We start from the raw sequence: 26,362 nt of genomic DNA, 5'->3' as shown, positions 1-26,362 counted from the left end.
CTGTTTGAGGAAAGAGCCGTTTAAGGGAGGCTATAGAGTGATGCCAGGCTTCCGCTAGTCAGCAGCAAGGGGATTAGTCGGAGAGTGCCCCTGACATGTAAAACCCCGACAGCCTGCGCGTCAACGTTCCGAGTAGTAGTGGCGGTGGTAGGCACTTCAAGCCCTGGCTAACGCTGGGGCTTTTTATTTGAAACCGAGGCAGTGAATTTTGCGGTTTGAAACCGAGAAAAGGTGAGGATTCCCATCTTTTAATTGTGAGCCTGAGTCACTTCAAGCCGTACCCGCCCCAGGTACGCCCACAACGCCAAGTTGGCGTTCCCGGCGATGTCCGTTTATTGGGTAACGCTAATAGGCTTGGAACCTAGCCGATTCCCTAGGCGCTAACAGAGTCGCTTAAAGACACTCTGTCCTAATGTGAGGAGGTTATTCCATCTAATCCCCCCAATGCCGGGTATTACGAAAGTTTCGTAGTGCTAGCCTTCCCGCGCTTCCCCCGACTTAAAAAAAGGCTGTGATTCTGTCAATTCGATTCCCATTTTCTCCACCGAATCACCGTTGAAAGTGCCCCAGCAGCCAGCACCGTGTATGCCCTGGTGTATGCCTAACTGATAAATAAAAACAAAAACCATTTAAAAACAGACGCTTAACAAACCAGTTCAAACGACGCCGCCCCACCACCTTAAGGTTTCAGGAGTTATCAGAACTTCTCACGAAACCAGCAATCAAGCGCCTCCGGGCGCTTTTTTGTTGTCAGGAGTATTCACCCAATACCTTGACATGCCCCCATCAAAGGGGGCATATCTGGGGGCACCAAGAGCCTACACCGATGAGGTGCCCCCAAATGGCCCACGTTAGCAATAAGCTGTCGGCTACCGCCGTGCGCAGCGCCAAGCCCCAAGATAAAACCTACCGCCTTACCGATGGTGGGGGCATGTATTTGGAAGTTACCCCAACTGGGGGCACCTACTGGCGCATGAAGTACCGTTTCCACGGTAAGGAAAAACGCTTAGCGATTGGCGTATACCCGGAAGTAAGTCTTGCCGCCGCCAGAGAGGCCCGCGACCAGGCACGCAAGTTGCTGGCGCAAGGGCTAGATCCCAGCACCACCAAGCGCGTTACTAAAGAGCTTGGCAAAACATCAGCGGGAAACACCTTTAAAGCGGTGGCCACAGAATGGCTTGAGCATATCCACCGCCATGAAGTGGTGCCCGATCACTACGCCCGTAATAAGTCCCGCCTTACCCGTGACGCCTTTCCAGCGCTGGGCCATCGCCCCATTACCGATATAACGCCCCCTGAATTGCTGGAATGCCTGCGCAAAATTGAGAAGCGCGGCCACTTAGAAACAGCCCACCGGGTAAAAACGCTATGTGGGCAAGTATTCCGCTACGCCATATCCACGGGCCGTGCTGAACGCGATTTAACCCCCGATCTGAAAGGCGCACTCCGCACCCCGAAAACAAACCACCATGCAGCGATCACCGATCCGGCAGAACTTCCCCCGCTGCTTAACGCTATTGAAGGTTACGGCGGTATGCCCGTTACCATTACCGCGCTCAAGCTATCGCCACTGATATTTGTTCGCCCTGGCGAATTACGTCAAGCCCGTTGGGAGGACTTCGACTTTGAAAGCGCAGAATGGGCTTTTAAACCCAGCAAAAACGCCGACCCGCTGATAGTGCCCCTGCCCCGCCAAGCCGTCGCTATGCTGGCCGAGCTTCACCGCCTAACGGGCCGGGGTGAATACGTTTTTCCCAGCGCCCGTAGCAGCAAGCGCCCCATGGGCAATACCACCATCAAGGCAGCACTTGACCGAATGGGCTTTAAAGGGGAAATGACCGCCCACGGATTCCGGGCCATGGCCCGCACTATATTGGCTGAACGCCTTGGCTACCCAGAGCAGTACATTGAGCAGCAGCTAGCTCACAAGGTGAAAGACAGCAATGGGCGCGCCTATAACCGCACCACCCACTTGGAACAGCGCCGGGAAATGCTGCAAAGCTGGGCCGACTATTTGGACGCTTTACGCGATGGCGCAAGTAACGTGGTACCGATCTACCAAGGGGCCAGCGCATGAATAAGAACCAAGGCGGGTGCTACGAAATAGAAGACGGGGTACTTACTCAAAAGCGCTCCCCAACTAAAGACCGATTCCGAGAGGTATACAGCGAGGAAGAAGAAGCAAGGGATAACGCTTTAGTGAAGCAAGCAATCGACGCTTTAAGAGCATTAGAAAAGCGAGCCGAAGAACTAAAGCCCGGCATCACAAACGACCCTGATAATGCACTGCCAGAACTTGCAGGTTACTGGAAGCATGATGGCTTTCCCAAGGTGGGACTGGCCATGCTTCACAACATGATGACAAAAGGTGGGAGCGACTTACTAGGAGCTGCTACTGCTTGGGAAACGCACCGCAACGCTATTAAAAATGCTCGCGCTTTCTACCCGATTGAATATCCAGATGAACCGCTGAGACTGGCGCTTTGGGAGCATGGAATAGCACGCTTTCAAAGCTTCCCTGCCCCATCCTCTAGCGCCAATGTAATAGAGGAATGCTTGAGCCAGTTTAGTAAGCTAAAGGTCGTCCAATTCGGCGGAAATCACTTAAAACCTAATGATTCAAAGCAAGTAAAGGCTAAAGCTATAGAAGATAGAAACACTCATTTTGCCAACTTGTTTTTTAATCTTTATAGAAGCGATCCCAAATACACTAAAGACGATTCTGGTTACGAGGAAGCTGCGACCGAGCTTGCTAAGCAAGGCATATACGTTAATGGAAAAACGCTTGGCGACGCGGTAAAAAATTCAAAAGGTTCTATATTCAGTGACCTTAAGGCTTGGGGAGTTCCCAACAGCACAATCAGAGGGAAAAAGAAAGCTAAAAATTGAAGTCAAAATTTAGCCTTAATAGTTAGGTTATTGCGACCATCCTTCCAGCCATGTCCAAAGCAATCAGGAGCTACAACGACATGGCAAACCTAATCAAACTCCCCGCCGTCAAAGCTAAAACCTCCCTTAGCACTAGCACCATCTACCGTGGCGTTGAGCGCGGCGACTTCCCCAAACCTGTGCGCCTGAGCCCACGTTCTGTGGCTTGGGTAGAAAATGAGGTTGAAGCCTGGATCGAACAGCGCATTGAAGCGAGCCGCCAAGAGGGAGCCGCGTAAATGTTGACCGTTGCCACCTCTTCCCGCTATGCTCCAAGGGCTGGCGCAAAATCGTCAGCCGGGTGTGCAAGCCCGAGTTCAAATAGGCGCAACAGCGCCCATCATGACGGCGTTTTTTTTATGCCCGTCAATTATGGTGGACTGTGCGTGGGAGGCTTCGGCCTGCCGGGTTCCTATTTGTCCGGTCTTGCACACCTGCGTACAGTTCGCCACCCATCATGTGCAAGTGATCTGGCGGACTCCAGTCAAATAGGAGTCACACCCATGGCATCAATCCGCCTATCCAATCTTATTACCCGCAGTTTATCCAGCCGTGCCGACGCGCATAGAGAAATGGCGAAAGCCGCCTTGTATGCCGATTCCAGCACGCGCACCCGCCTTAAGCGTTACAACCACCACATTGAAAAAGCACAGCAACTTGAAGCCCAAGCCCTAGAGACTGCCAAGCGCAGTGCTGGCGGTGAAGCATGAAATTATCCGCCCGCCAATTAAAGCGCCTGACTGAATTGCTTGCGCCTTACCGCACCGACCTCATCACCAAGCCCACCATTGAACTGGCCTTACGCCTTGTGCGTAGTGAGGTGCAGCAATGAGCCACTACCAAATACCTCAAGCCCACCGGGACGCTATCGCCCATATTCAAGCGCTGGCGCTGACTACCAGCACCCAGGGCAGCTATTGGGTAAGCGTCGATTTTTCGGGAGTGCTACTTCAACTGAACGTAAGCGTTAGCCGCTGTGCTGACCTGCATAACCCCGCCGCCGTTTCCAAGACTTACAGCGTCTACTTGCCCCCATGCCAACGCGCTGCACCTGACAGCCTTGAACAACTTCAATCTATTGCCCGCGATCTGGAAGCCCTTCTTCCTAAGGCGGTGGCCGCATGAGTCATATAAACGATCTATCCGTAAAACAAATGGTAGAGCTGCGCGACATTGCCGAAGCCAACGCCACGCTTGCAACTGTATTGGGTGATGTCGCTTATCTAAGTGAGGGAGTCACAGAACAGCAGGCGCTTGCCTGGTCAACGGCTTTCCGCTGCATGGGGGAGCGTGCCGCCACCTTGGCCAATGCCTTGCTTGATGAAAGCATTGACCCCGCTGGCGCTGATCTGGAAGGGGGCCACGATGCTGACTAGCACCCATGAAAAAGCCCAGCGCAATGGCTGGGCCTTCTCCGCGCCGCTGACCAAAGCAAACGCTAAGCCTGAGAATATCACACGGCATGGGGCACGCCTATGCCTTACCGATCAATGCCAGCCCGCCGGGGTTGGCGCTGGCGCTGAGAAGCCAAGCCCGGTAAGCGGCAAGGGGGCTTTATGACCAGCCACGCCGCTTACATTGATCGTCAAACCCTCGCTGACGCCCTGCTGAAATGCGGGCCGTGGAAATGTCACAGCGACGACCAAGCCTTGATCGACCACGCTACCGCCCAAGCCCGCGCCATTGAAATGGACACCGCGCAGATTGATCCAGAGAAGGCGCTGGCTTTGGCGCTGCATCGTGTGGCGGCGCACCAGATAAACCTACCTACCGGCTTCACGATTAGCGGCACGCTCTCACGCCTTGCCTGCCCGCTTTGGTGGCGTCGTCAGCTTCGACGTTTGACCAGCCGCCGCCGTGAGCAGCGTCAGCGGATGTTAGGCCGCACCCAGAAGCGGGCAGGCATCTACGTGAGCAATGAAGGCTACCGCCGCCGCATTGACCAAACCACGCGCAACGCCCGCTTGCTTGAAGCGATCACGGCCACCAACCAAGACGGCGACCAATACACGCTGGCAGAACTGGCAGAGCTTGGCCTGGCTAACCCTGAGTTTCGGCGGGCAGAGCTAATGCTGCGCATTGCCGACACTGAGCGCGAAGCCGACCGGGCAGGCCACCGGGGAATGTTCTACACCATCACCACCCCTAGCCGCTTTCACCCGGTACGGCAAAACGGCAGCATCAACCATAAATATGCTGGCGCCAACCCGCGTGAAGCGCAGGCGTACTTGCAAAGCATCTGGGCCAAAGCCCGCGCCAAGCTAAAGCGCGACGGTCTCGGTATTTACGGCATCCGGGTTGCTGAGCCTCACCATGACGGAACGCCTCATTGGCATTTACTGATCTGGATGCGTTCGGAAGATGAACCCAAAGTAACCAGCATATTGCGCCGCTACTCGCTGGAAGACTCACCAGGTGAGGTTAAGCGAAACACCAACGTCAGATTCAAGCCAGTAACGATAGACCGAAGCAAGGGAAGCGCTGCCGGGTATGTGGCCAAGTACGTGGCTAAAAACATCAACGGTAAGCAGCACGCCCGCCAAGGTGTTGAGGGTGACAACCTAGACCATTATGGCCAGCCACTAGAAACCAGCGCCCCGCGCATTGAAGCGTGGGCGGCCTGCTGGGGTATTCGCCAGTTTCAGTTTGTTGGGCTGCCGTCTGTCACCGTATGGCGTGAGTTGCGCCGTCTCAAGGATGAACAGCGCTTAGCCGATTGGGAAGCGGCCACCCGGCCAGAACCGGAAGCCGCCGCGATCTTGGAAGGGTTACGCCAAGCGGCCAATGCTGGCGCCTGGGATAAGTACCTTCATTTGATGGGCGGCCCTATGCAGCCACGCGACGTTGCCCCCATTCGCCCATGGCGAGTAGTACGCCAGACCACCGATATAGCGAACTGCGACCCGATGACAGGGGAATGGTCGAGCGACACGCTTGGGCGCTATGGCGAACCGATGGTGGGCACTTGGGGCTTAGTGGTTAGCAGTCAGCTAGGTGAAACGGAATACCTGACCAGGTACTACCGTTGGACGTTTGAGCGCAAGAGTGAAGCTGCCGGTTTTGATTTTAAGCGCGTAGGCGAAGCCGCAGCGCCTTGGACTGGTGTCATTAACTGTACGCAGCCCACCAGCCCCCGGCAGCTTGATGATTGGGAATGGCATGTAACCGAGTCGTTTAGGCGAATGTTCCCGCCCCTACCACGTGAGCAGGTAAGCCGCATTCAGCAGCAAGCCAAGATAGATGCCAAGCAGTACCGCGCCATGTCAGTTAGGCGACGCCTTGAGCATGAAGAACGTGAACGCTTGCGGGCCTCCCTTGAGGAAGGCCGTGAACTACTGATAGCCATGCTGGCGCGTGGGGAACTGTCGCCCGCGGATATTCCACCGGGGGCCATTGCATGAACGGCGAAGCCCTACTTGCCCGCATTGCCCAGATGCAGGCCACCGCTGGCGCTGCCCGGTCACAAGGCCAGCCGGGTGCCCGAGCCAAACAGCACCAACGGCGTGCAACCGTGACCACCCGCATTGAGCCATGGCTGGCGATGGTAGAGAAACGATGCGGCCTACTGGCTGAGGATCGTCGCTTTATCCGCTTGAGGCTGGCCACCCAGCAACACGCCGAAGCCATGCGGCTAGCCGAAGGGTATAGCGTCGCTTGGGAACAAGCATCCATGCAGGAACAGCGCGCCCACGTAAAGAACAACGCAGGCCGCCAAGCGGCTAACCGTTGGCTAAAACGGCAGCTTGAGCAATGAGCGCGTTACCGATGGGATTAGCCGAGCATCGCTTAGCGGTGGCCTGCTGGCGCTCACACTTGTTAGTAGCCCACAGCAGGGTGCTGGATAGCACAGCAGCCCATGGAAAAAAGCGGGTCCTTCTAGCGACCAATCCCTTGGACCACGGGGGCAAGCAGCCCCGGATTTCGTGAAATTTTCGGAATCCCAGCGTGTACCGCCACAGGTGGGCAGCATCCGCGTAGCCATGCGGCGCATCACCTGTGCAACCTGTGCAACACCCCCCACTTATTCAGGCAAAGCATGTACAGGTGGCACCCTGCGAAATGCACACCTCAGCGCCGCGCCACTTACCAGCAAAGGCAAGCGTTTAGCGCCGCCGGGAGGTGACGCCATGCGATAGCCCAACACTAAAGAAAAGGCCCAATAAGGCCAGATTAACGGCAAATAAAAGTGATACGAAAAATGAAAAAGCGCGGCACTCAGATTTACCCATCCCAACAGCGGCGCGCCGAGCTGGCGCGAATGCTGAATGAAATGGCCGACGCTGGCGACGTTAACGCCGCTGGCTGGCTACTGCTGTTATCTGAGATGAAACACCTCAAAGGCGAGGTATCCCAATGAGCGATAATTTAGCCACCTGGAAAACATGGCTCCAAAGGAGAGGTATCCCAATGAAAGATGGTTTAACCACTTGGCAAACATGGCTTGAGCAGCACCAACAAGCCCAAAAAGCGGTAAGCGCTGCCACTGCCAAAGCATCAGAAGCACGGCAGCAAATGGGCGATGCCGAACGGCGCCTAACAGTGATGACTCGACAGGGTCGCCCTGATGGTTTGGTAGTTGGAGATCCAGCAACGCCGGAGCAGGTGCAAAAAGTAACGGCTTACCTGTCGCTCGCGCTCGATCGCAGCGCTACCCACCATGACGACCCTCGGCGCTTGGAGATACAGCGTGAATTGGCCGACCTAAAGCAAGCGCGGATCCACCATGAAGAAGCCCAAGGCGTTTATGCTGAATGCAGTGAAGCACAAACCCAGGCAGAGAAAGCGCTGGCTGTAGCTGTAAAGGCGAGGCCAGAGGCTTCACCGCAAGCATTAGAGGCCGTTACTCAGGCGATGGATGATCATCAGCAGCGGATTGATAAGATCAACGCGACTATTGCGGCAATGAAGGATAGCGACAGCATCGCCGCCGATCTGGAGGCCCAAGCCCGCCGCGCTGCCGAGGAAGTAGAGTGCCTTGAGGCAAGCGCCCTGCTAGGCGAGGTGGACGAAACCGCCAAGGGGCAGGCCACCACAACGTTGGCAAAAGCACGTAAGGCAGCCGAGAAAGCAACCGAACAGGCAGAGAAGCAAGCCAGCGCCCGCCGTGGGCTAGAAAAAATGCGTTCTGACCTGCAAGCCGACCTTGCCGAGCTGGAAAGCCTGCAACGTGGTGTAGGTTATGAGGTCGGTAAGGCTGCTATGGCTCAAGCAGAGCGCGACCTGCTGGATGCTATCGAGGTGGCTGGGTTGCAAAACCGTGTGGCCGCGCTTAATGAGGCCCGTGGCGAAGCAAACCGCCATGCCCCAGATGGACACGGCTATAGCAGCGCTCATATTGAAATGAAAATTTCCCACTTCTACACAATGGATGCGCCTGAACGGCTTGAATACTAGCCAGTAAGCCGCTTGCAACGCCGTGAAGGGGGCTACCCTTTCACGGCTTTTTCATGCCTCGCGCTGGCGCTCATATACGCCAGAAAGTTAAAAGGTACTCCCCCACCCACCCCGGTAGTACGGGGGCAAGCAGTCCCGGAATTTGCCTATGTACGGCAAATTTTCAGGGGTTGGTTGTTGTTTCGTTATCACCCCATCATGCCGCCGATGACCCTATGCCCGGCATACCGTGGCCACCGCGCTACTTTTGAGCCGACATAAGCCACTTAAGAGCTATTGCGATGTTTTATAAGGCTTTTAACGCCACTGAGGCTTTGCCTCACCACCACGCGATAACCGTTAAAATGGACATGCCACCACCCCGCCCAAAGGCACGCGATACAACAACCCAAGACAACCCAGCGGCATGACTTGGAGCGCGCCGGGCTGGCGCTGTGTATTTAGGTGATTTTGTCACGCTATGGGTTAGGCAAAGGGGGCTAGGTAGGCACCTGGTCAATGGGGTATGGGGCGAAGCCCCATGCAGCGAAGCGGTAACGACAATGCAGAATAAGCGCGGCGGCTGATTGGCCAGCCGTCCACCACCCCACCGCAAACACCACCAGGCCTTTCATTGCTAAACGAAGGTTTTAAAAAGCTTGATGCCTTCATTGTAGCTTATAAGCTACAATGAGCCGATGATAGAGCTTACGCACTACTTGGCCGCTGACGGTCACGACCCATTCCAAGCATGGTTGAAAGCCGTGAAGGCTAAAGACCGGATGGCCGCAATGCGAGTGCTGACACGCCTTAACCGACTGGCCGCAGGCAATGCAGGCGACGCCAAGGCAGTGGGCGATGGTGTGCTAGAGCTACGGATTGATTACGGGCCGGGCTACCGCGTTTATTACGCCAAAGTAGGCCGCCGTTTAGTGATGTTATTAGCCGGTGGAACCAAGAAACGCCAGCAAGCCGATATAGAGCAAGCCAAGGCGTTTTTAGCTGACCACCGTAGGAGAGCAAGTACATGAAAAGCCATGATGCTGCTGTTGTCGAAATGCTGCGCGATGATCCCAATATGGCGCTGGACTATTTGCGCACCGCCTTCGATGAGCTGGATGAAGAAGGCGGCGAATCTGCCTTTCTGTTGGCACTACGCCATGTAGTGGAATCCCAAGGCGGTGTAGCCGCCATTGCGGCACGTGCCAAGGTGTCACGCGAAAGTCTTTACCGAGCGCTTTCACCTAAAGGCAACCCCACGCTACGCACGATGACCGCCGTCATCAAAGCAACAGGTATCCACTTTCACGACCTGACACGCCATAGCCAAGAGCCGGTAACAGGATAGAGAGCGGCCAATTTATAAAGCGCCGCTTTTACTCAGCGCCGTATCCGGGTTCAAAGTACGGGTTAATATCGGTAACACCCCAGAAAAGGGGGCATAATTGGGGGCATATTTAAAAATATACCCAATCAATATAAAATAAAAACAATGACTTAAATTAACTTTAAGTGGGACGCCGCCTCCACCAGACACCCCTACAAATCAAGCACCTAACGGTGCTTTTTTTGTATCTATAGTCAGTGTTTGTATTAGCTACCTGACGCAGCTTAGGTCGCCCTCTTCGCAGTTGGCATGCTCTTGCAGTCTTTGCGTGCGCGCTTTAGTGAGTGCTTCAAGACAACCATTGCGTACCATAGGCTGGGCGCTACCGCCTTCTACCGCGCTACTCTCGAACGCACATTCGACGTCACGAAAACCAATCCACTTGCGCTGGGCCGCTCTGAGCTTTTCAAGTGACGCCCCATTATTCTCAAGCCTTCCGATCAATGCCTGATAAGCCTCGTTAAGCTCATCATCAGCCATTTGGTATGTTTGCGCCGAGCACTGGGTCATTTCCATCTGTGTTTCAGGGCTATCACACTCTTCATTGGCGCTTACCCAGCCGCTGAAAATCAAAAGCCCCACGCCTGTCCATAGTGACCATAATCGCATCGTGATACCTATCGCTGGTTAATAAAGCCAAAGCGGCAACATTCGTTTTGTCTGTATTACAGATTAGCTTTTTTTCATGCTCTCATAACAGCAAGACGCCAGCATTTCTGCTGGCGTCTATAACGAACTATTAAAAAGGTGGCTCGATCTTAGTGCGCGATCATTTCTTCGACGATTTCATCACCGTTTAACTCAGACGGGTAGTACGTCGGCCAGTGAGTGACCTCTTCCAGCAGCGCTTCGCGGTCATCACCCCAGTAAAGATGGAAGTGGTGCGCATCGGTTGGGTAGATATCGTGGTCGCTAAATTGAATGTACTGAGGAAGATTGTCAGCGGCGTCCTCGCCCTCTAGTTCGAAAATAAACCGTACGCCGCGGTTGCCTGCTTTGTAGGTTAAAATCTCGTAGCCATCATATTGATACTCGCCCGTGTTCTCTTCACCATTTTCGTAGAACGTGACGTTATTGTCTTCGATAACGATACGGTCAACCGCTGTTTGGTAACCGGTATCGTAGTACTCCTTGTACTCTTCCGCCGTTTTATCGCCATGCTCGGCTTTGTGGGCAAACACTTCATCCAGCGTGCCATCTTCTAGATAGGGATAAACGGACTGCCAATCACCTTCCCAATCAGAAAGCGGGCGGTCCGCCACCTGGTCATCACTAAAATGCCCCGAATTGATATCGCTGTTGTGATCATGTCCGTGGTCGTGCGAATGGTCATGGCCATGAGAGTGGTCGTGTGAATGATCATGTGAGTGGCTATGATCATGGTCGTGGTGTTCATGCTTGTCATCTGCAACCACCGACTGAATACCTGCCAGTACCAGCGAGCTGATGGCTAATGCGCTGAGTGCTTTGGATGAGAGTAACGGCATCTTTCAGACTTCCTTTTCCAGTGAATAGATTATTTTTAACGAGACATAAAGATACAATATAACATTACACTCATAAAATCCACCAAGTCGAAACTTAGGTGCTAAAAAAGCACCGGCGAGACTCATCGGTGCTTCTGGTACTGAAAGTTACAACACTTCAGCAGGCCGAAAAGCCACTAGGCTCTAACGGTACGTTTCCGGCGTTTACTACAATGACGCACTATCAGCCATATGACGAGTGCAGCGAGCAATACGGCTATCGCTAGCATTATCCATATAATAAACGGCTGGATCCTGGCGAGCAGTGGCTTTTCTCCGCCTTCACGCGCTTTAGCAACATCCGCACTGGTCACCTCCAGCGCTGGATTACCATACTGCTGCAGCACGTAGTTTGAAATGGCCGCAACGTCGTCGTTAGACAGTTCGTTAATCATTGAGCCTTTGGAAAAATGCGGCATAAAGAATGCTTCATCACCAACTTCACGATCGATGCCATAGACGATAGCGGCGATTAAGTTGGCGGCATTTTTACCGCCGGTTGCTGTGTTATTAAACAGCTGTGGATAATATTGCTGCCCGCTACCGCCGCCACTTGGCTGGTGGCAGCTTGCACAGCTACCGCTAAAAAGTTTTTCACCTGTATCCAAACTATCGATCTTATCGTGTTCAGCGGTACCGCGCAGCGTTGGCTCAAGGTTTTGCGCTTCACCAAATGCGTAGGCCGGTTGATCCTGCTGCTCATCTCGAATAGCGGGCACTTCTCTTAAATAAGCCACAATGGCGGAAATGTCGTCATCGGTGAGGTATTGAAAGCTATTTTCAATCGCCTCGGCCATTTGCCCACCCGCCTGGCCTTTGCCTTCAACGTGCCCCGTACGTAAAAACTGGATGAGTTCTTCATCACGCCAACCGCCAACTCCGCTAATGTCATCGGAGGTAATATTGGGCGCGTACCACGCTTCCAAGTACGCCCCACCAAGAAACTGGCTTTCACGCTCGGCCATTAGCATATTACGTGGGGTATGGCAGGTACTGCAGTGGGCGGGGCCATTGACTAAATAAGCCCCGCGATTAACCTGATCGCTTTGCGCGGGATCTGCTTCAAAAGGGCCTTCTTCCAAAAAGAGTGCGTTCCATACCGCCATGCTCATACGAATATTAAAGGGGAATGGCAGCTCAGTGTCAGTAACCTGTTCATCTACCGGCGCAACGTCGTGCATAAAATAGGCATAAAGCGCTGCTACGTCTTCGTCAGTGAGCTGCGTATAAGCCGTATAAGGCATAGCCGGATAAAGATAGGCGCCATCGGCACGCACACCTTCACGTAGTGCCCGGGCAAACTCTTCTTGCGTGTAGTTTCCAATTCCTGCGGAGGTAGAGGGGGTAATGTTAGTTGCCCGAATATCGCCAAGCGGCGAAACGATGTTGTAGCCACCGGCAAACGGCTCGCCTCCCTCAGGCATCGTATGACAGGCCGTACAGTCTGAGGCGATTGCCAAATAACGGCCTTCTTCTATCAATGCCTCCTGTTCAGAAGCAGGCTCACTCTGCGTTGGCTCGGTCTGTGCAAACGAGTAAGAGGTGCTGAAAATCCCGAGCACAACGGACGAAATGATGGCTGCTTGTTTGAAAGCGCCAAACGCTGAGCTTTGTTGTAAGGCAATCATGCGTTCCCCCGCCCGAGCTCTTTGGCGACCGAGTCGGCGGCTTTCAGGCCCAGCGCTACCATGGTGAGTGTGCTGTTCACAACACTGGCCGAAGGCATCGCGCCACCCCCTGGCAACCATAGATTGGGGTGGTCGTGGGTTCGACAATCACCATCCACCACCGAGGTACGGGGATCCGCTCCCATGATCGTGCCGCCCATGATGTGGTTATTGGCGTTTAAATCTTCGGTGATATGGAACTCAGCCGCGCCAAATAGCTTGCCAATAAACTCCAACTGGCGATGCGATGCTTCAGCGCCTTTATGAACATACTCGCCCACATCGTAATGAATATCGGGGCATGGCAGCCCTAGCTCATCACGCCGGGTCTCGCTTAGCGTCACGCGGTTATTGGGATTAGGTAGCGGCTCCAGACTGATCGAAAGGTCCACGCCATAAATAGTCCGTCGGCGAATCTCATCATCAAGCGCCCGGCCTACTAGCCCCTGCTTCAACGCTTCAGTAGTGGCGGCTTCCACGCGGGAAAGGTTGTTGAGAATTACCTTGTTGGATGAGTATTCGGAGCGGAAGTCGCCATCTCTCGGGCCAACCATACAGCTACTTTGCGCCGGGCCGCGGCCTGTCCAGAGCGGCTCATCGGCCATAAACGTACAGTGAAAGCCTGAGTGGTCCATCATATAGCGTCCCACTTGATCAGTAGAATTGGCGATGCCCTGCGGGTTGCGTTCGTTCGCGGCCATCAGCAGCAAGCGTGGGGTTTCCAAGGCATTACAGGCCAGTACAAACATTTTGCCGCTTGCCTTGTGAGACACCTTATCCGCATCAAACCAGTGAACCTCTGTTATCCGGTTTTCTTCATTCGTATCGATTTTATAGACCACCGCTTCGGCGAGGACTTTGGCGCCTTTAGCCTCGGCGCTCTCTACATGATGGATGCCGTTATACATGGCACCGATGGGACAAATGGGCATGCAGTTATTATTACCGCAGCAGGCAGGCCTGCCCTGCCAGGGGCGCACGTTACGCCCCTGGGGAATCGGCACCAAGCGGTAGCCGTGCGGGTTAACCACCTCGGCAAAGCGTATATCACCATAGTTCCAGGGAATCATGTCCATGGGATAGGGTCGGCTACGCTCGGAGGGTGATTGAAGCGCTGGGTCGTGGGGCCCGGCCACCCCCATTTCTTCTTCTGCCAAACAGTAGTAAGGTTCGAGTTCTTCATACGAAATAGGCCAGTCCCGCCCTACCCCATAGGCACTTTGCATCTGCATATCTACTGGCAGGTGGCGCCAGCAGGAAGCCGCCCAGTGCCAGGTAGTGCCGCCGACCACCCGCAAATAGCCCTGGCTAAAACTGCCCGCGCTGGGCCCAAACTGCTGCACATAGTTATTTTCGGGGAAGTACAAAGGCGCAGGGGCAAGCGGTGATTGAGGATAAAGCCCCTGATAATCAGACCCTGCCCGGTTTTGAAAAGGCATGTTGCGCCAGTTCTCGACAATTTGCCCACGGTTAATGCGCGGGCCGGCCTCCAATACAAGCACCGAGTGTCCCTTGGCGACAAGCTGGTCGGCCATCATCGCACCTACCACGCCCGAGCCAACGATTACTACATCTGCCGACGCATCGCCATTTGCGTCGAAATCAGGTGTTCTCATCACGATTAATTCCCTGCCGGTTTTAATTCAAAGCTTTTTAGTTGGGTGCGGTTTCTGGCACCGCCGGGGCGTCTTCATCTACAGGCAGGCCGGTTGTCTCTGGCTCCTCCATGGTTTCCATATCGGGAGGTGAAACGCCCGCCGGTGGTGGATCCTGTACCCACCAGGCTGGACCGTTGCGACAATAAGTACGCACCGTTTGGCCGTCTTGAACGGTCCGGTACATCAAGGCTTCGGGGTAAGCCACTACGATGGCGTCTTCACCCATATCGACAGTGCCTGTATACCAGGCGGCCACCACCGCCAGGGCCATTTCCTCAAGCCCTGCATTTGTTGCGCTAGCCAATAGCGTATCGGGGTCGCTATTCTCTTGCACGAGTCCCGCAAGACGTTCTAATTGAGCAGCGTTAACTTCATTAGCGTCGCTTATGGCTTGGTGAATACGCTGAGCGGTAATGGGATGAAGATTTTCATGCCCGGTAATGGCAACGGAAAAACGCATGAATGCTTCATGCTCAGGCGTAACATTGCTTTCGATCGCACGGCTGGCTGGAATCTCCTGCGCAATGCTAAAAGGCCAATGCAATAAGAAATAACTTCCTGCAGTTACCGCAAGTCCACCGACCAGCACCTGACGACGAGAAACCTCGACTTCAGGGGAGATGGGTAAAAAATGCGGAGCGTCGTGGGCGCCTATTGCTTCCTTATTCATACAGTCCCCTGCCAAGTATCAATTAGTGCCTGCGTCATTTTTATTATCTCAATCAACACCTTAGGAGTCGTATTTGTTTCATATCGGCTAGTACGAAGCATTAACATTCTCTTAATAATTAGCAGACAAACTTTCGCTATTAAAAGAGTAGTAGAAATTATCCAAGAAGGGAGACAAAAATCCTGAGAACCTATATTTAACAACATAAATTAGGTCTTTAAAGCACTCATTGACAGCTTAAATAGCTTAACTATAAAGAGATCAAACCTCTTAATCCTGTGAGCCGATATGATACTTTTAATAACAATTGTTATTTTAACTATTTCAGCCTCTTTTCTATGCTCGATACTTGAAGCCTCATTACTGTCCATTACACCAAGCTATATTGCCCAACTTAAAGATGACCGCCCTAAATTACATAAATCACTTGATACGCTTAAAGCCAACATCGACCGCCCACTTGCGGCTATTTTAACACTTAATACCATTGCCAATACGGCGGGAGCTACGGGAATAGGCGCCCAGGTAGCCGCTGTGTTTGGGGATGTTTATGTCGCTGTCGCCTCGGCAGTCATGACGATTTTAATCCTGGTGTTCTCAGAAATTATTCCTAAAACGTTAGGGGCCAACTATTGGCGTCGTTTAGCGCCTTTTCTGCCGTCTATTTTAAATATCTTGATGGTGGTGTTAATACCATTTATCTGGCTATCAAAAATCATTACCCGGCGGCTGGGTAAGGCAGATGGAGGTATTGATTTGCGTAGCGAAATAAAAGTATTAGCGCGTGCAGGTCTGGAAGAAAAAGTAATGGATAACGATGAAACACGCACCATTACCAATATTCTTAACCTGCATGAAATTCCGGTAACTGAGGCGATGACGCCACGCGCTGTCAGTGAAACGGTCGCACCGGATATGACCGTGGCCGATTTCGATGAACGCTTCGGCAAGCTCTCTTTTACACGTTACCCTGTTATGGACACTAACGAACAGGCCTTAGGCTATATACATAAGCTTGAGATTTATCAAGCCGAACCGGATAGCACCATGCAGGCATTGATGCATCCCATGGGAGCTATCGCCGACAGCACAAGCGTTGAGCAGGTATTTTCAGATATGCTCACCAGCCGTCACCATATGCGGGTGATTTATGACGAGCATGGAACCTGGCTTGGCATCATTACCCTTGAAGACGTTATCGAAACTATTCTGGGTCAAGATATTGTGGATGAAACAGATAAAATTCAAAATCTTAGAAATCATGCTAAACAGCGCTGGCTCAAACAAGTAAAATCCGACACGCCCCTTCAATAGTGAACTCCTGACCAATATTTTATCTTCTTAAGCGTTAAAAGAATCGGTCTCGCTATGTATTAAATTAACGCTTATAGTCGCTGATATTAGGCGTTTAGGCTTCATGGTGGAGATCATTTATGCTGCTTTATGGACTGAGTTTATTAGCGGGTATTGCGCTTTTAACGCTAGGCGGTGAAGGGTTGATTCGCGGTGCCGTCGCCGGAGCCAAACGGCTGGGCGTTTCACCGCTTTTTACCGGGCTCGTTATTGTAGGGTTTGGTACCTCATCGCCCGAGCTGGTGGTCTCGATTCACGCCGCCATGAACCAGCAGCCCGACATCGCAATTGGTAACGTGATCGGCAGCAATATTGGCAATATCTTATTGATTCTTGGCGTTTGCGCCCTTATCTGTCCAATGACCACCCAGCCACAGGCACTTAAGCGCGATGGACTGGTGATGATGCTGGCGGCAGTACTATTCATTGCGTTAGCTTTCAACGGCAGTCTAGGGCGTTTTGATGCGGCCGTACTCCTCGTTAGCCTGACGGCCTATCTAATATGGGCCTACCGCAGCGAAAGTGGCCAGCATACCCCTTCCGCCGAGCTGCATGCCGCGGTGGCAGACGAAGTTACCAAGCTGCCCAGCAGTACGCTGTTTATCATGATGGCCTTAATTGGTGGACTGGCCCTGCTGATCGGCGGGTCTCAGCTGTTGCTATATGGCGCCATCGGTATTGCCCAGGCAATGGGCATTTCAGAAGCGGTTATTGGGCTTACCATTGTAGCCATTGGTACATCACTACCTGAGCTTGCTGTCTCTGTCATTGCGGCTCTACGGCGGCATGCCGATGTGGCAGTGGGTAATATCCTGGGCAGCAATATCTTTAACATCCTTGGCATACTGGGCGTGTCCGCCTTCTTGCAGCCGCTAGCGCTAGTGGAACGCATGGCATCATTTGATCAGTGGGTAATGCTGGGTGCCTCCGCGCTGCTTATTGCATTCCTCTATACCGGTCTGCGCTTATCGCGCGGCGAGGGACTATTACTCTTAGTGGGATACATAGCGTATTTGACGGCCAGCTTTACGGTGATTAGTTAAGTTTTGTACGACAACGGCTTGCGCTCGACCATACGACGTTAACAGCATAAGGAAGCACAGTGATTCTTGGTACTCTTGGGCCTGAAGGCAGCAATCATGCGTTAATTGCTGGACGCTACCTCAAACGTCGGGCGGCGCAAGGCAGCCAATACATTTTCTTCGATACGTTTGAGGCAGCTTTCGAGGCACTGCTGGCCAGTGAACTAACCCATGTACTGCAATGTACGGCACATTTCAGCCATGCCGACTGCGTAGGTCGCTATATGCATCGTGCCTTTCCAGTAGATACGTTTATTGCGGGCAGTAAGCCGCTGGCGCTGCTCGCCCGTCGTGATGCTCCCGAACCAGAGCACATCGCGCTTCAGCCTGCCACGCGTTACTACACTGATTTAAGCGCGTTCAAGACGATCATTGAGGCACCAACAACGGTGGCCGTCGCCAATGGATTGATTGAGGGTCATTATCAGGCCGGTATTTGTGCAGAAGAAGCACTGGCCCAGGCGCCTGATACGCTGACCTTGGTACGCTCGCTTGGACCCGCTATTGATACCTGGGTTATCTATGCCACCGAAGCCTTAAATGAAGACTCGCCGCTGCGCATATAGTGCTTTTGCTTTTAATAGTGTGTTTTACATTAGCGCACATTGGCAGCGACGAACCCGGCAAGTTAGATCGCGAAGATAAGCAGCGCGCCCACCACCACAAGCACCAGGCGTAGCCATAGCGCTTTATTCGCAATGACGCCAAAGGAGATCGCGCCCAGGCCTACGGCCACCTTAGCAGTATCAAACAGCGCCCCAGCAGGGTCAAAGGCAAGCCGAATCATGTCAGGGTTAGCGACCATCGCTAACGGAATGATATAAAGCCCGATGCCCAGTGCCATGGCCTTAAGCGCTACTTTGAGCCAGTTCTCCCCTACCATGCCCGCCGCGATAAAGACCCCACCGCATACCGGCGGTGTAATCGTCGACAGCAGCGCATACCAGAACACAAACAGGTGAGCGAGCAAAGGCTCAAGGCCTAGCGACGTTAGCGCAGGTCCCGCTACCGAGACACAAATAACATAGGCCGCGGTGGTGGGTACTTCCATACCCAAAATCAAACACGCAAGCGCCGTCAACAAAAGCGCAGGCCACAGCATATCGTTGGAAAGCGACAGGATACCCGACGTGATTTTCACCCCAAGCCCGGTCAGCGAGAGCACGCCTATCACCAGAGAGGCGCAAATAATGATGGCACCAATCATGGCAATCTGTCGCCCGGCAGTCACCATAGCGAGCATGAAACGGGCTGCAAAACCGGGTAGAGAGAAGCGTAGCGTAACGTTAAAAAACAGAAGTGCCAGCCCGGCAAAAATCGCAATGCTCGCTGCGTACTGAGGCGTATATCCACCTACGAAAATACATACCAGAAGCAGTACAAAAGGCACTGCAAAAAACAGCGAAGTAATCAGCACTTCTTTTCGCTTGGGCCGCTCGTTTTCGGCGACAGGTTGGAGATCGTGACGCGTGGCATAAGCATTAATACCTACCCAAACGGTCAGAAAGTAAAGAAAAGCGGGCAACACAGCGGCTGCCATAATCTGTGTATAAGGCGTTCCGGTCAGTTCGACCATGACAAACGCCCCCGCCCCCATCAGTGGCGGCATAATTTGCCCGCCGGAAGAAGCCACCGCTTCTACCGCACCCGCCAAGGATTTTGGGTAGCGCAGGCGCACCATTGAGGGAATAGTAATCGCCCCGGTAGACGCCACATTGGCCGAAGCGGAACCTGAAATTGACCCCATGAGTGCCGAAGAAATGACCGCGACTTTAGCGGCGCCGCCGGTCAAGCGGCCCGCCATAGCGCTCGCTAAGTTCATAAACCCCTGGCCCGCTTCACCCGCGTTGAGCACCGCGCCAAAAATAACGAAGATTGCGACAACGCCTACACTGACACCGGTCAGCGACCCCCAGAGCCCACCTTCGGCAATGGTAAGCGTACCCACCATGCTCTGTAGGGGAATACCCGGATGACCAAATGTACCTGGGACATACTGCCCCAAAGCGCCATACAGCAAGGCAAGTAATGCCACCAACGGCAGCGGCCAACCAATGGCTCGCCGAGCCGCCTCAAGTGCCAACGCGATCAGAAAAACGCCAATAGCCATTTGCAGATGGCTGTCGATAAACCCGTACTGATTGGCAAGCACCGCTTCGTTAAGCGCGATATAGCCACACGCCGCGACACCTAGCGCTGTTAGTATCCAACCACTTGCCCGCTGCCAAGGCGTTTTCGCCATAAATATCAACACCCACGGCAGCAGTAGCGCCATATGCAGCGGCCGGCTAATCAGCGCCGGGGTCAAACCGTAAAAGATAAGTCCCAGATGAAAGGCCACGCTTAAGCTGCCCAGCGCTACCCAGCCACGAGCGGCAGGAGCCTTATCGCTTGATGTTGCCGTTGAAAAAAGAGTCATGCCTTATGCCTGTTGAAAACTAACCATCAATAAATAGCGACGCCACGAAGAGCGCTTCGTGGCGTCGGCACTGCTTAGAAGAGAATTAACGTAGCGACTCAGGAACCTCGACACCGACTTCGTCGTAATAACGCAAAGCACCAGGATGCAGCGTCCCTGTCATATTGGCGAGCTGCTCAGGGGATATGCCATTCCACCATGCAGCTTCTTCAGCCATGGCATCACGGCGCTCCCAAAAGGTTTTCGTCAGCATGTAGGCAGTATCGTCATCCATTTGTGATGTGGTATACGCCATGACCGGCAACGAGGTGGTCTGTACATCCTCATCAATACCGGGATAAGTGCCACCAGGGATGGTCTGGCGCGCTGCACCGGTCATCTCGATTTGCTCATCGGTGAGGCTCACCATCGCAATCGGCATACTGGCGGCCACTTCAATGATATTGGGCGTTGGATAGGAGCTGGCCGTTACAAACCCATCAATCTGACCGTTTTTCAGCGCATCGGGGCCACTGCCTAGCGCAGCATCCGCTATCTGCACATTCTCCTCCAACCCGAACAGCCTTAGGTAGCGTTCGGCTTCTCGAGCGCCGAAGGTGCCGCGGCCGATTAGAAGGTGCTTGCCTTCAAGCGCCTCAATACCTACAGCGCCTGTATCTTCCGCCAAGATGAAGTGCATGGTAATTGCGGGGATGGGAAACAGGCCACGAATCTCCTGAAAACGCGGGTTCTGGCGTTCGGCAAACGGCCCTTCACCGGCCATTGCTTGCTCAACTAAAGCCGGAGGCGTGGTAAAAACGTAGTTACCCTGACGCGCCATCACTTCCATTACGTTTTGAACCGAACCCTGGCTCTCTTCCAGCGTAAGAACGATGTCATCATTCGTACCCTGGCGGATGGCTTCAGATAACTCCACGCCCATTTGATAATAGGCGGTCCCCGCCGTAGCAGATTTATAAGTAACCCGTGTATCCGCCTGGGCCGTGAAACTTAGTGAAAGTGTGGTGACAACCAGTAAAGGCGTACATAGAGCAGAGCGTAGAAAAGGGAGCATGGGCAATTCCTAATATTCAGCGACCTTAATGGTCTGATTTTTTTGTCGCGCTGAAGGTGTGGCGTATCTCAACAAGCCAGGCTACGAGCCGTATCTGGCTCAGCCAACATAGCATGTAAAGTGCCCGCCAGGAACGCTCCTCAGGCCTAAAATGGACTGGCCGACGCTCGCCCTGAGACTACCCGTCATACAAGCGGTCTGACCTGGAAACTACCAGCCCAACGTCTACATAAAATTAACAAAAATGGCTGCTAATACAAAACGTCATTAAACGTTCGTTTTATTAACCCTTCGTCTTATTATTATCCATTCATTATCATGGGATGATTCAGCAATAGCAGCGTGACACTTATTCATCGCTAAACGGCACAGATATTTATTAAGTAACTTACTGTTAACAAAACGGATAATTTATAAAAAAGCCATCATCGTTTAGTGACCGCTTTTTTTGATTTTATTTTGTCTTTAGCAGCCAAACGGGTTGTTACATCTACCTCTATCATTAATGCCTTCTAATAAACTTAAAAAAGGATAATACACTATGTTGACGCAGCATCATGAGCCAGGCCAGCCACGGGTTTCTCGTCGCTGGCTTTTTTTGTTAGCCGCTTTGCTATCGCTTTATAGCACCTCGACCCTGGCAGTCACCGGCGAGCTCGATTTAACCTCATCGGCCGTTGGCTTTTTTGCCGTCGCGATTTTTGTACTCGCGTATGCCCTGGTGATGGCGGAAGAAAAGATTCATATGCGCAAGTCTAAGCCGGTCTTGGTGGCGGCGGGGATTATCTGGTGTCTTATTGGCTGGGTGTACGTTCAAAACGGCATGTCTGACACGTCAGAATACGCGTTTCGTATGACGCTTTTAGAGTTCACCGAGCTAATGCTGTTCCTGCTGGTCGCGATGACCTATATCAACGCCATGGAAGAGCGTCGGGTGTTCGACGCGTTACGCTCCTGGATGCTGCGTAAAGGATTTAGCTATCGCACGCTATTCTGGCTGACCGGTGGGCTAGCCTTTGTCCTCTCCCCAATTGCCGATAACTTAACCACAGCACTTCTCATGTGTGCAGTAATCACCAAGGTTGCTGAAGGCGATAAGCGCTTTATCAATTTGGCGTGTATCAATATCGTCGTCGCCGCCAATGCCGGAGGGGCGTTTAGCCCCTTTGGCGACATCACCACACTGATGGTATGGCAGGCTGGGATTATCCATTTCCAGGAGTTCTTTACGCTCTTTTTACCCTCTCTGGTTAATTTCTTGATTCCTGCAATAGTAATGAGCCTGTGTATTAAGAATCAAAAGCCCACCAGCGTGTATGAAGATGTTCAGCTAAAGCGTGGCGCAAGGCGGATTATCGTACTCTTTTTGCTGACTATTTTAACGGCGGTTATCTGCCACACGTTCCTGCATTTGCCACCGGTGCTTGGCATGATGACAGGGCTTGGCTACCTTCAATTCTTCGGCTTCTACCTACGCAAAAGTCTACCCCGCTCGCTGGAGCGTAAGCGTGAACGCTACAGTCGTCATGGTGATAACAAGAAGCTGGCGCAGTTGGGTAGCGTGGTACCGTTTGATGTCTTTAACCGCGTGGCGAGGGCCGAGTGGGATACTTTGCTATTCTTTTACGGCGTGGTCATGTGCGTGGGCGGTCTTGGGTTTATGGGCTATTTGAGCCTGCTTTCCGACATGCTTTATACAAATTGGGATGCTACCTGGGCCAACATTGTGCTTGGGGTGGTTTCCGCCGTGGTCGATAACATTCCGGTGATGTTTGCCGTTCTGACCATGCAGCCGGAAATGTCGCACGGTCACTGGCTGCTGATTACGCTAACCGCCGGGGTAGGCGGCAGTCTGCTTTCCATCGGTTCTGCCGCAGGCGTTGCGGTAATGGGGCAGGCGCGGGGCTCTTATACGTTTATGGGCCATTTGCGCTGGGCACCGGTTATTGCGTTGGGCTATATCGCCAGTATTGCGGTTCATTTGTGGCTTAACGCAGAAAGCTTTCTCAACTATTAATACGCGTCCTCTGTTGGCTCGGCTTTCCTCTTCGCATAACGCCCTGAACCGGGGCGTTATCGCTTTTAATAGCTTTCAAATAAGTATTCGATGGGCGTGGGCCGTCCAAAAAGATAGCCTTGGTAGCGGTAACAGCCATGACCTTTTAACCAATCCAACTGCTCTTTTTTCTCTACGCCCTCCGCCACCACGGTTAACCCCAGGCTCACCGCCAGGAGAATGGTGGTATCGACAATCGCCGCATCGGCTTTATCCGTTAGCAGTTCGCGAATAAACGATTGATCAATTTTCAGCTCATCCAGAGGCAGCCGTTTAAGGTAGCTAAGCGAAGAGTAACCCGTGCCAAAGTCATCAATGGCAAAGCGAATACCTTGGGCGCGCAATTTAAGCATCGTATTGCGTACGCGTGTTGGCTCGCGCATTAGCAGACTTTCCGTTACCTCCAAGACCAGCCGCCCTGGCGGTGCCTGGGTCTGGGCAAGCAGGCCCTCCAGGTTGCGTACAAACTCAGGCTGTTGAAACTGGACAGAGCTAACGTTAACGGAAATGGTTAACGCCGCATAAGAGGCTTGATTGGCCCATTTGGCAAGCTGTTCACAGGCAGACTGAAGCACCCAGTAACCAATGGGCACGATGAGTCCATTCTCTTCCGCCAGAGGAATAAAGGTGGATGGCGGCACCCAGCCACGCTGAGGGTGATACCAGCGTAAAAGCGCTTCTACCCCGGTCGTTTTACCTTGATGATCAACCTGCACCTGATAGTGCAGTGCCAGTTCCTTGCGCTCCAGAGCGTGACGTAAATCGCTTTCAAGGTTGGTCCGCTCAATGAGGCTCGTTTGCATATCCTGATTAAAAAAGCGCAGCGTGCTGCCGCCCGCCGTCTTGGCCTGCTGTAACGCCAGGTCGGCCTGTTGTAGCACGCTGTTCATACTGTGATCGGCACCATCGAACAGCGCAATGCCGATACTTGCATTAACCGGTAACGAGCGGTTAACACGCAGTTGGGCAACGGCGTCCAGCAACTGTCTGGCGGCACGCTCAGCGCTCAGAGCTGCTTCAGCTTGATGCTCGCCGAGTCTTGCCAGTAGGGCGACAAATTCATCGCCGCTGAAGCGTGCCAGCACCGCGCCCTCGGGTAAGTACTGGCGCAACTGCTTGGCAACATCGATTAACAGCTGGTCGCCACTTTCGTGGCCCTGTATATCGTTGACCAAATGAAAGTTATCCAGATCGATCACTAACAGGGCGCTATACGGGCGCGTGGTATTTTCCTGTTCGATCTCCCAGGTCAGCGACTCCATCAATAAACGCCGATTGGGTAGCCCTGTCAGCACATCATAAAATGCCAGATGATTAGTGCGTGACTGCATTTCCAGGTAGTCCGTCAGCTCGGTTGAAATACCGCACAGGCTGGCAGGCGCACCCGGCGACAATGCCAATGGCATCTTGATGGTTAAGAAAGTGCGCACCTGATCGCTGCTTCGCAGGACATTGCTCTCTTCAATGGTGACCTTTCTACCTGACTCCATGACGCTGCGATCGACCTGAGCGATTTCGTGCGCGGTCGTACTGTCAAAAAAGTCGTTATCGCTTTTGCCCAGGATTTGCTCTGCCGGTAAACCAAATAGCTCGCTCACCTTTTGATTTACAAACTGATAACGCAGGGACGGCGTTTTAATATAGATATACGCATCAACGCTATCCAAAATGGTTGCCAGCATTACTTTATTGGCGTTGAGCTGCTCTCTGTTAGACGCCATGCGCCGTTTAAGCCACAGCGCACTGCCCAGCACGATAATGCAAAAAGTGGCCAGCAGCCAAAGACACCACCATAACCAAACGGGGATAGCTTCGGGCGGCTGCGCTTCAGCACGCCAGGCACGCAACGTGCTGAAATACTCAGAGTGAGGATCCCGCTTCCAGCGGCGCAGCACTTGGTCAATACGTTCCAACACTACATTCGATAAGGCAGGCGAGCCTGCGTAGAAAAGCCGAATCGGCTGAAAGATAATCGCCGTTTCATACAGCCCGTAATTATGCGCGCGCCAATCGCCAAACAGGTGATCCGAGACCGCCAAATCAGCCCGCCCCATTGCGACGGCCTGGAAGCCTTCCGCATAGCTATCGACAGCCATCCAGGAGACCATCACATCAAAGCGCTCCGTTACCGCTGCCAAATAATTCTGTTGAATAGATCCCTGCACTACCGCAATACGCTTGTTCTCAAGGTCAAGAATCGCCTCAACGCCCTCGCCTTCGTGCTGATAGAGCTGCGACCAGCTGTGCATGACGGGTTCACTATGAAACGTAAAGCGTTGAGCACGTTCTTCACTCCAGGCGACATCAGGCACGAGATCGATGTCGCCCTGCTCAAGCAGGTTAAGGCAATGCTGAAATTCACAGGCGATGGTTTCCAGCTGCCAATCCTCTTGCTTGGCAATCGCTTCAAGCAGCTCACCCAAAATGCCCCGCAGCTTCCCCCTATCGTCGACAAATAGCTTGGGGGGATTGTGGTAGGCCCCCACCAACAAGGTCTCATTAGCCAGGCTCGAAAAAGCGAGGCCGCATGACCCAAGCAATACGCCTGCCGTGACAGCCCATCGCCGAGGGCGGTGTACCGCCATCCCGTATTTAGGCAAACGTAGCATTTCCCGGGAAACAAACATCGCGAGCATAATAAGGATTACTCGCCAGGCATGGTAAGTGGCCCGGCACGCTCAACCACCCGCTGCCAGGCAGGGTTGGTTTCAATGCGTTCAACAAAACCGGTAATGGCCGGATATGCAGCCAAAGATCTTGTTGCCTGCATGGCCTGAAGCGGAAAGCTCATTTGGATATCAGCACCGCTTGGCCACTCACCCGCAAAGCTACCTTTTTGGGCTAAATGATTTTCGATAAAACTCAGATGTTGCTTGAGCTGAGGATTTAAGAAGCGCTGACTAACCGTATCACCGATACCCTTAGCCAGCGGCTTAATAAACCACGGAGACTGTTTAGGCACCTGCTTAAAAACCAGCTGCATAACTAATAAAGGCATTAAGGAACCTTCGGCATAATGTAGCCAATACCGATAATCCACCCAGCCATGAGTTTTATCAAGAGAAGGTTGCAAACGGCCATTACCATAAGTCTGTATTAGATAGTCGTAAACGCGCCACTAACCACATCTTCTCAAGCGGAGTTTTGCTGACCACACTGAGGTTTCTTCATCCAGGAGATCCTCATGAT

27 protein-coding genes are annotated in these 26,362 nt (G+C 53.0%); 18 read left to right on the top strand and 9 right to left on the bottom strand.

Features of this window, described 5'->3' with window-relative positions:
- Positions 1-841 precede the first annotated feature (841 nt).
- The 14 genes from ACT3R7_RS18920 to ACT3R7_RS18855 all read left to right on the top strand — a co-directional run bounded on the left by ACT3R7_RS18920 (position 842) and on the right by ACT3R7_RS18855 (position 9,649).
- On the top strand, positions 842-2,077 hold the full coding sequence (locus tag ACT3R7_RS18920; RefSeq protein ID WP_496199368.1) for a tyrosine-type recombinase/integrase: 1,236 nt from the start codon (positions 842-844) through the stop codon (positions 2,075-2,077).
- Positions 2,074-2,889 carry a hypothetical protein gene (locus tag ACT3R7_RS18915; RefSeq protein WP_496199367.1) on the top strand — a complete coding sequence of 272 codons (816 nt, stop codon included), beginning with the start codon at positions 2,074-2,076 and terminating at the stop codon, positions 2,887-2,889. The genes ACT3R7_RS18920 and ACT3R7_RS18915 overlap by 4 nt, the downstream gene beginning before the upstream one ends.
- Positions 2,890-2,969: 80 nt before the next feature.
- Entirely contained in the window at positions 2,970-3,167 is a 198-nt protein-coding gene (locus tag ACT3R7_RS18910) for a helix-turn-helix transcriptional regulator (RefSeq protein WP_496199366.1), read from the top strand.
- A gap of 264 nt (positions 3,168-3,431) precedes the next feature.
- Entirely contained in the window at positions 3,432-3,638 is a 207-nt protein-coding gene (locus tag ACT3R7_RS18905; RefSeq protein WP_496199365.1) for a hypothetical protein, read from the top strand.
- A complete protein-coding gene (locus tag ACT3R7_RS18900) occupies positions 3,635-3,760 on the top strand; it encodes a hypothetical protein (protein ID WP_496199364.1) in 126 nt (41 codons plus the stop codon). Before ACT3R7_RS18905 ends, ACT3R7_RS18900 begins: the two co-directional genes overlap by 4 nt.
- Positions 3,757-4,053, top strand: a complete 297-nt coding sequence (locus ACT3R7_RS18895) for a hypothetical protein (protein WP_496199363.1) — start codon at positions 3,757-3,759, stop codon at positions 4,051-4,053. Before ACT3R7_RS18900 ends, ACT3R7_RS18895 begins: the two co-directional genes overlap by 4 nt.
- Positions 4,050-4,304 carry a hypothetical protein gene (locus ACT3R7_RS18890; protein WP_496199362.1) on the top strand — a complete coding sequence of 85 codons (255 nt, stop codon included), beginning with the start codon at positions 4,050-4,052 and terminating at the stop codon, positions 4,302-4,304. Before ACT3R7_RS18895 ends, ACT3R7_RS18890 begins: the two co-directional genes overlap by 4 nt.
- Positions 4,294-4,488, top strand: a complete 195-nt coding sequence (locus ACT3R7_RS18885; RefSeq protein WP_496199361.1) for a hypothetical protein — start codon at positions 4,294-4,296, stop codon at positions 4,486-4,488. The genes ACT3R7_RS18890 and ACT3R7_RS18885 overlap by 11 nt, the downstream gene beginning before the upstream one ends.
- Positions 4,485-6,329 (top strand): replication endonuclease, encoded by a 1,845-nt coding sequence (locus ACT3R7_RS18880; RefSeq protein ID WP_496199360.1) that lies wholly within the window; start codon positions 4,485-4,487, stop codon positions 6,327-6,329. The genes ACT3R7_RS18885 and ACT3R7_RS18880 overlap by 4 nt, the downstream gene beginning before the upstream one ends.
- Complete coding sequence (locus ACT3R7_RS18875; protein WP_496199359.1) at positions 6,326-6,682, top strand: hypothetical protein; 357 nt, start codon at positions 6,326-6,328, stop codon at positions 6,680-6,682. The genes ACT3R7_RS18880 and ACT3R7_RS18875 overlap by 4 nt, the downstream gene beginning before the upstream one ends.
- 444 nt (positions 6,683-7,126) lie before the next feature.
- Complete coding sequence (locus ACT3R7_RS18870; protein WP_496199358.1) at positions 7,127-7,285, top strand: hypothetical protein; 159 nt, start codon at positions 7,127-7,129, stop codon at positions 7,283-7,285.
- Positions 7,286-7,335: 50 nt separating this feature from the next.
- Positions 7,336-8,322 carry a hypothetical protein gene (locus ACT3R7_RS18865; protein ID WP_496199357.1) on the top strand — a complete coding sequence of 329 codons (987 nt, stop codon included), beginning with the start codon at positions 7,336-7,338 and terminating at the stop codon, positions 8,320-8,322.
- A 677-nt stretch (positions 8,323-8,999) separates the two neighbouring features.
- A complete protein-coding gene (locus ACT3R7_RS18860; protein ID WP_496199356.1) occupies positions 9,000-9,332 on the top strand; it encodes a type II toxin-antitoxin system RelE/ParE family toxin in 333 nt (110 codons plus the stop codon).
- Positions 9,329-9,649: an addiction module antidote protein gene (locus tag ACT3R7_RS18855; protein ID WP_496199355.1), complete on the top strand. Its 321-nt coding sequence runs from the start codon at positions 9,329-9,331 to the stop codon at positions 9,647-9,649. Before ACT3R7_RS18860 ends, ACT3R7_RS18855 begins: the two co-directional genes overlap by 4 nt.
- 249 nt (positions 9,650-9,898) lie before the next feature.
- On the opposite strand, the gene ACT3R7_RS18850 is transcribed toward ACT3R7_RS18855, so the two are convergent.
- The 5 genes from ACT3R7_RS18850 to ACT3R7_RS18830 form a co-directional block, all read right to left on the bottom strand.
- Positions 9,899-10,297: a lysozyme inhibitor LprI family protein gene (locus ACT3R7_RS18850; RefSeq protein WP_193091760.1), complete on the bottom strand. Its 399-nt coding sequence runs from the start codon at positions 10,295-10,297 to the stop codon at positions 9,899-9,901.
- A 149-nt stretch (positions 10,298-10,446) separates the two neighbouring features.
- A complete protein-coding gene (locus ACT3R7_RS18845) occupies positions 10,447-11,175 on the bottom strand; it encodes a metal-binding protein ZinT (RefSeq protein WP_193091761.1) in 729 nt (242 codons plus the stop codon).
- Positions 11,176-11,351: 176 nt separating this feature from the next.
- Positions 11,352-12,842 (bottom strand): cytochrome c, encoded by a 1,491-nt coding sequence (locus ACT3R7_RS18840; protein WP_193091762.1) that lies wholly within the window; start codon positions 12,840-12,842, stop codon positions 11,352-11,354.
- A complete protein-coding gene (locus tag ACT3R7_RS18835; protein WP_193091774.1) occupies positions 12,839-14,497 on the bottom strand; it encodes a GMC family oxidoreductase in 1,659 nt (552 codons plus the stop codon). The genes ACT3R7_RS18840 and ACT3R7_RS18835 overlap by 4 nt, the downstream gene beginning before the upstream one ends.
- Positions 14,498-14,534: 37 nt before the next feature.
- Positions 14,535-15,209: a sugar dehydrogenase complex small subunit gene (locus ACT3R7_RS18830; protein ID WP_417422547.1), complete on the bottom strand. Its 675-nt coding sequence runs from the start codon at positions 15,207-15,209 to the stop codon at positions 14,535-14,537.
- A gap of 288 nt (positions 15,210-15,497) precedes the next feature.
- Here ACT3R7_RS18830 and ACT3R7_RS18825 point away from each other — a divergent pair, with 288 nt between their 5' ends.
- The 3 genes from ACT3R7_RS18825 (at position 15,498) to ACT3R7_RS18815 (ending at position 18,210) form a co-directional block, all read left to right on the top strand.
- Positions 15,498-16,523: a CNNM domain-containing protein gene (locus ACT3R7_RS18825; protein WP_193091764.1), complete on the top strand. Its 1,026-nt coding sequence runs from the start codon at positions 15,498-15,500 to the stop codon at positions 16,521-16,523.
- A gap of 122 nt (positions 16,524-16,645) precedes the next feature.
- Positions 16,646-17,605 carry a calcium/sodium antiporter gene (locus ACT3R7_RS18820; protein ID WP_193091775.1) on the top strand — a complete coding sequence of 320 codons (960 nt, stop codon included), beginning with the start codon at positions 16,646-16,648 and terminating at the stop codon, positions 17,603-17,605.
- A gap of 59 nt (positions 17,606-17,664) precedes the next feature.
- A complete protein-coding gene (locus tag ACT3R7_RS18815; protein WP_193091765.1) occupies positions 17,665-18,210 on the top strand; it encodes a hypothetical protein in 546 nt (181 codons plus the stop codon).
- A 62-nt stretch (positions 18,211-18,272) separates the two neighbouring features.
- Here ACT3R7_RS18815 and ACT3R7_RS18810 read toward each other — a convergent pair whose 3' ends face one another.
- Together ACT3R7_RS18810 and ACT3R7_RS18805 are read right to left on the bottom strand one after the other, a co-directional pair.
- Positions 18,273-20,063: a TRAP transporter permease gene (locus tag ACT3R7_RS18810; RefSeq protein ID WP_193091766.1), complete on the bottom strand. Its 1,791-nt coding sequence runs from the start codon at positions 20,061-20,063 to the stop codon at positions 18,273-18,275.
- 85 nt (positions 20,064-20,148) lie between these two features.
- Positions 20,149-21,117, bottom strand: a complete 969-nt coding sequence (locus ACT3R7_RS18805; protein WP_193091767.1) for a TAXI family TRAP transporter solute-binding subunit — start codon at positions 21,115-21,117, stop codon at positions 20,149-20,151.
- 541 nt (positions 21,118-21,658) lie between these two features.
- Here ACT3R7_RS18805 and nhaD point away from each other — a divergent pair.
- Positions 21,659-23,134, top strand: a complete 1,476-nt coding sequence (gene nhaD / locus ACT3R7_RS18800; protein WP_193091768.1) for a sodium:proton antiporter NhaD — start codon at positions 21,659-21,661, stop codon at positions 23,132-23,134.
- A 65-nt stretch (positions 23,135-23,199) separates the two neighbouring features.
- Here nhaD and ACT3R7_RS18795 read toward each other — a convergent pair whose 3' ends face one another.
- Positions 23,200-25,800 carry an EAL domain-containing protein gene (locus ACT3R7_RS18795; RefSeq protein ID WP_407648075.1) on the bottom strand — a complete coding sequence of 867 codons (2,601 nt, stop codon included), beginning with the start codon at positions 25,798-25,800 and terminating at the stop codon, positions 23,200-23,202.
- A 17-nt stretch (positions 25,801-25,817) separates the two neighbouring features.
- Positions 25,818-26,171: a glutathione binding-like protein gene (locus ACT3R7_RS18790; protein ID WP_496199354.1), complete on the bottom strand. Its 354-nt coding sequence runs from the start codon at positions 26,169-26,171 to the stop codon at positions 25,818-25,820.
- Between the last annotated feature and the right edge of the window lie 191 nt (positions 26,172-26,362).

Source organism: Halomonas sp. AOP43-A1-21 (assembly GCF_052376775.1).
Lineage (GTDB): Bacteria > Pseudomonadota > Gammaproteobacteria > Pseudomonadales > Halomonadaceae > Vreelandella > Vreelandella colorata.
This window is presented reverse-complemented; position numbering and strand designations above follow the sequence as displayed.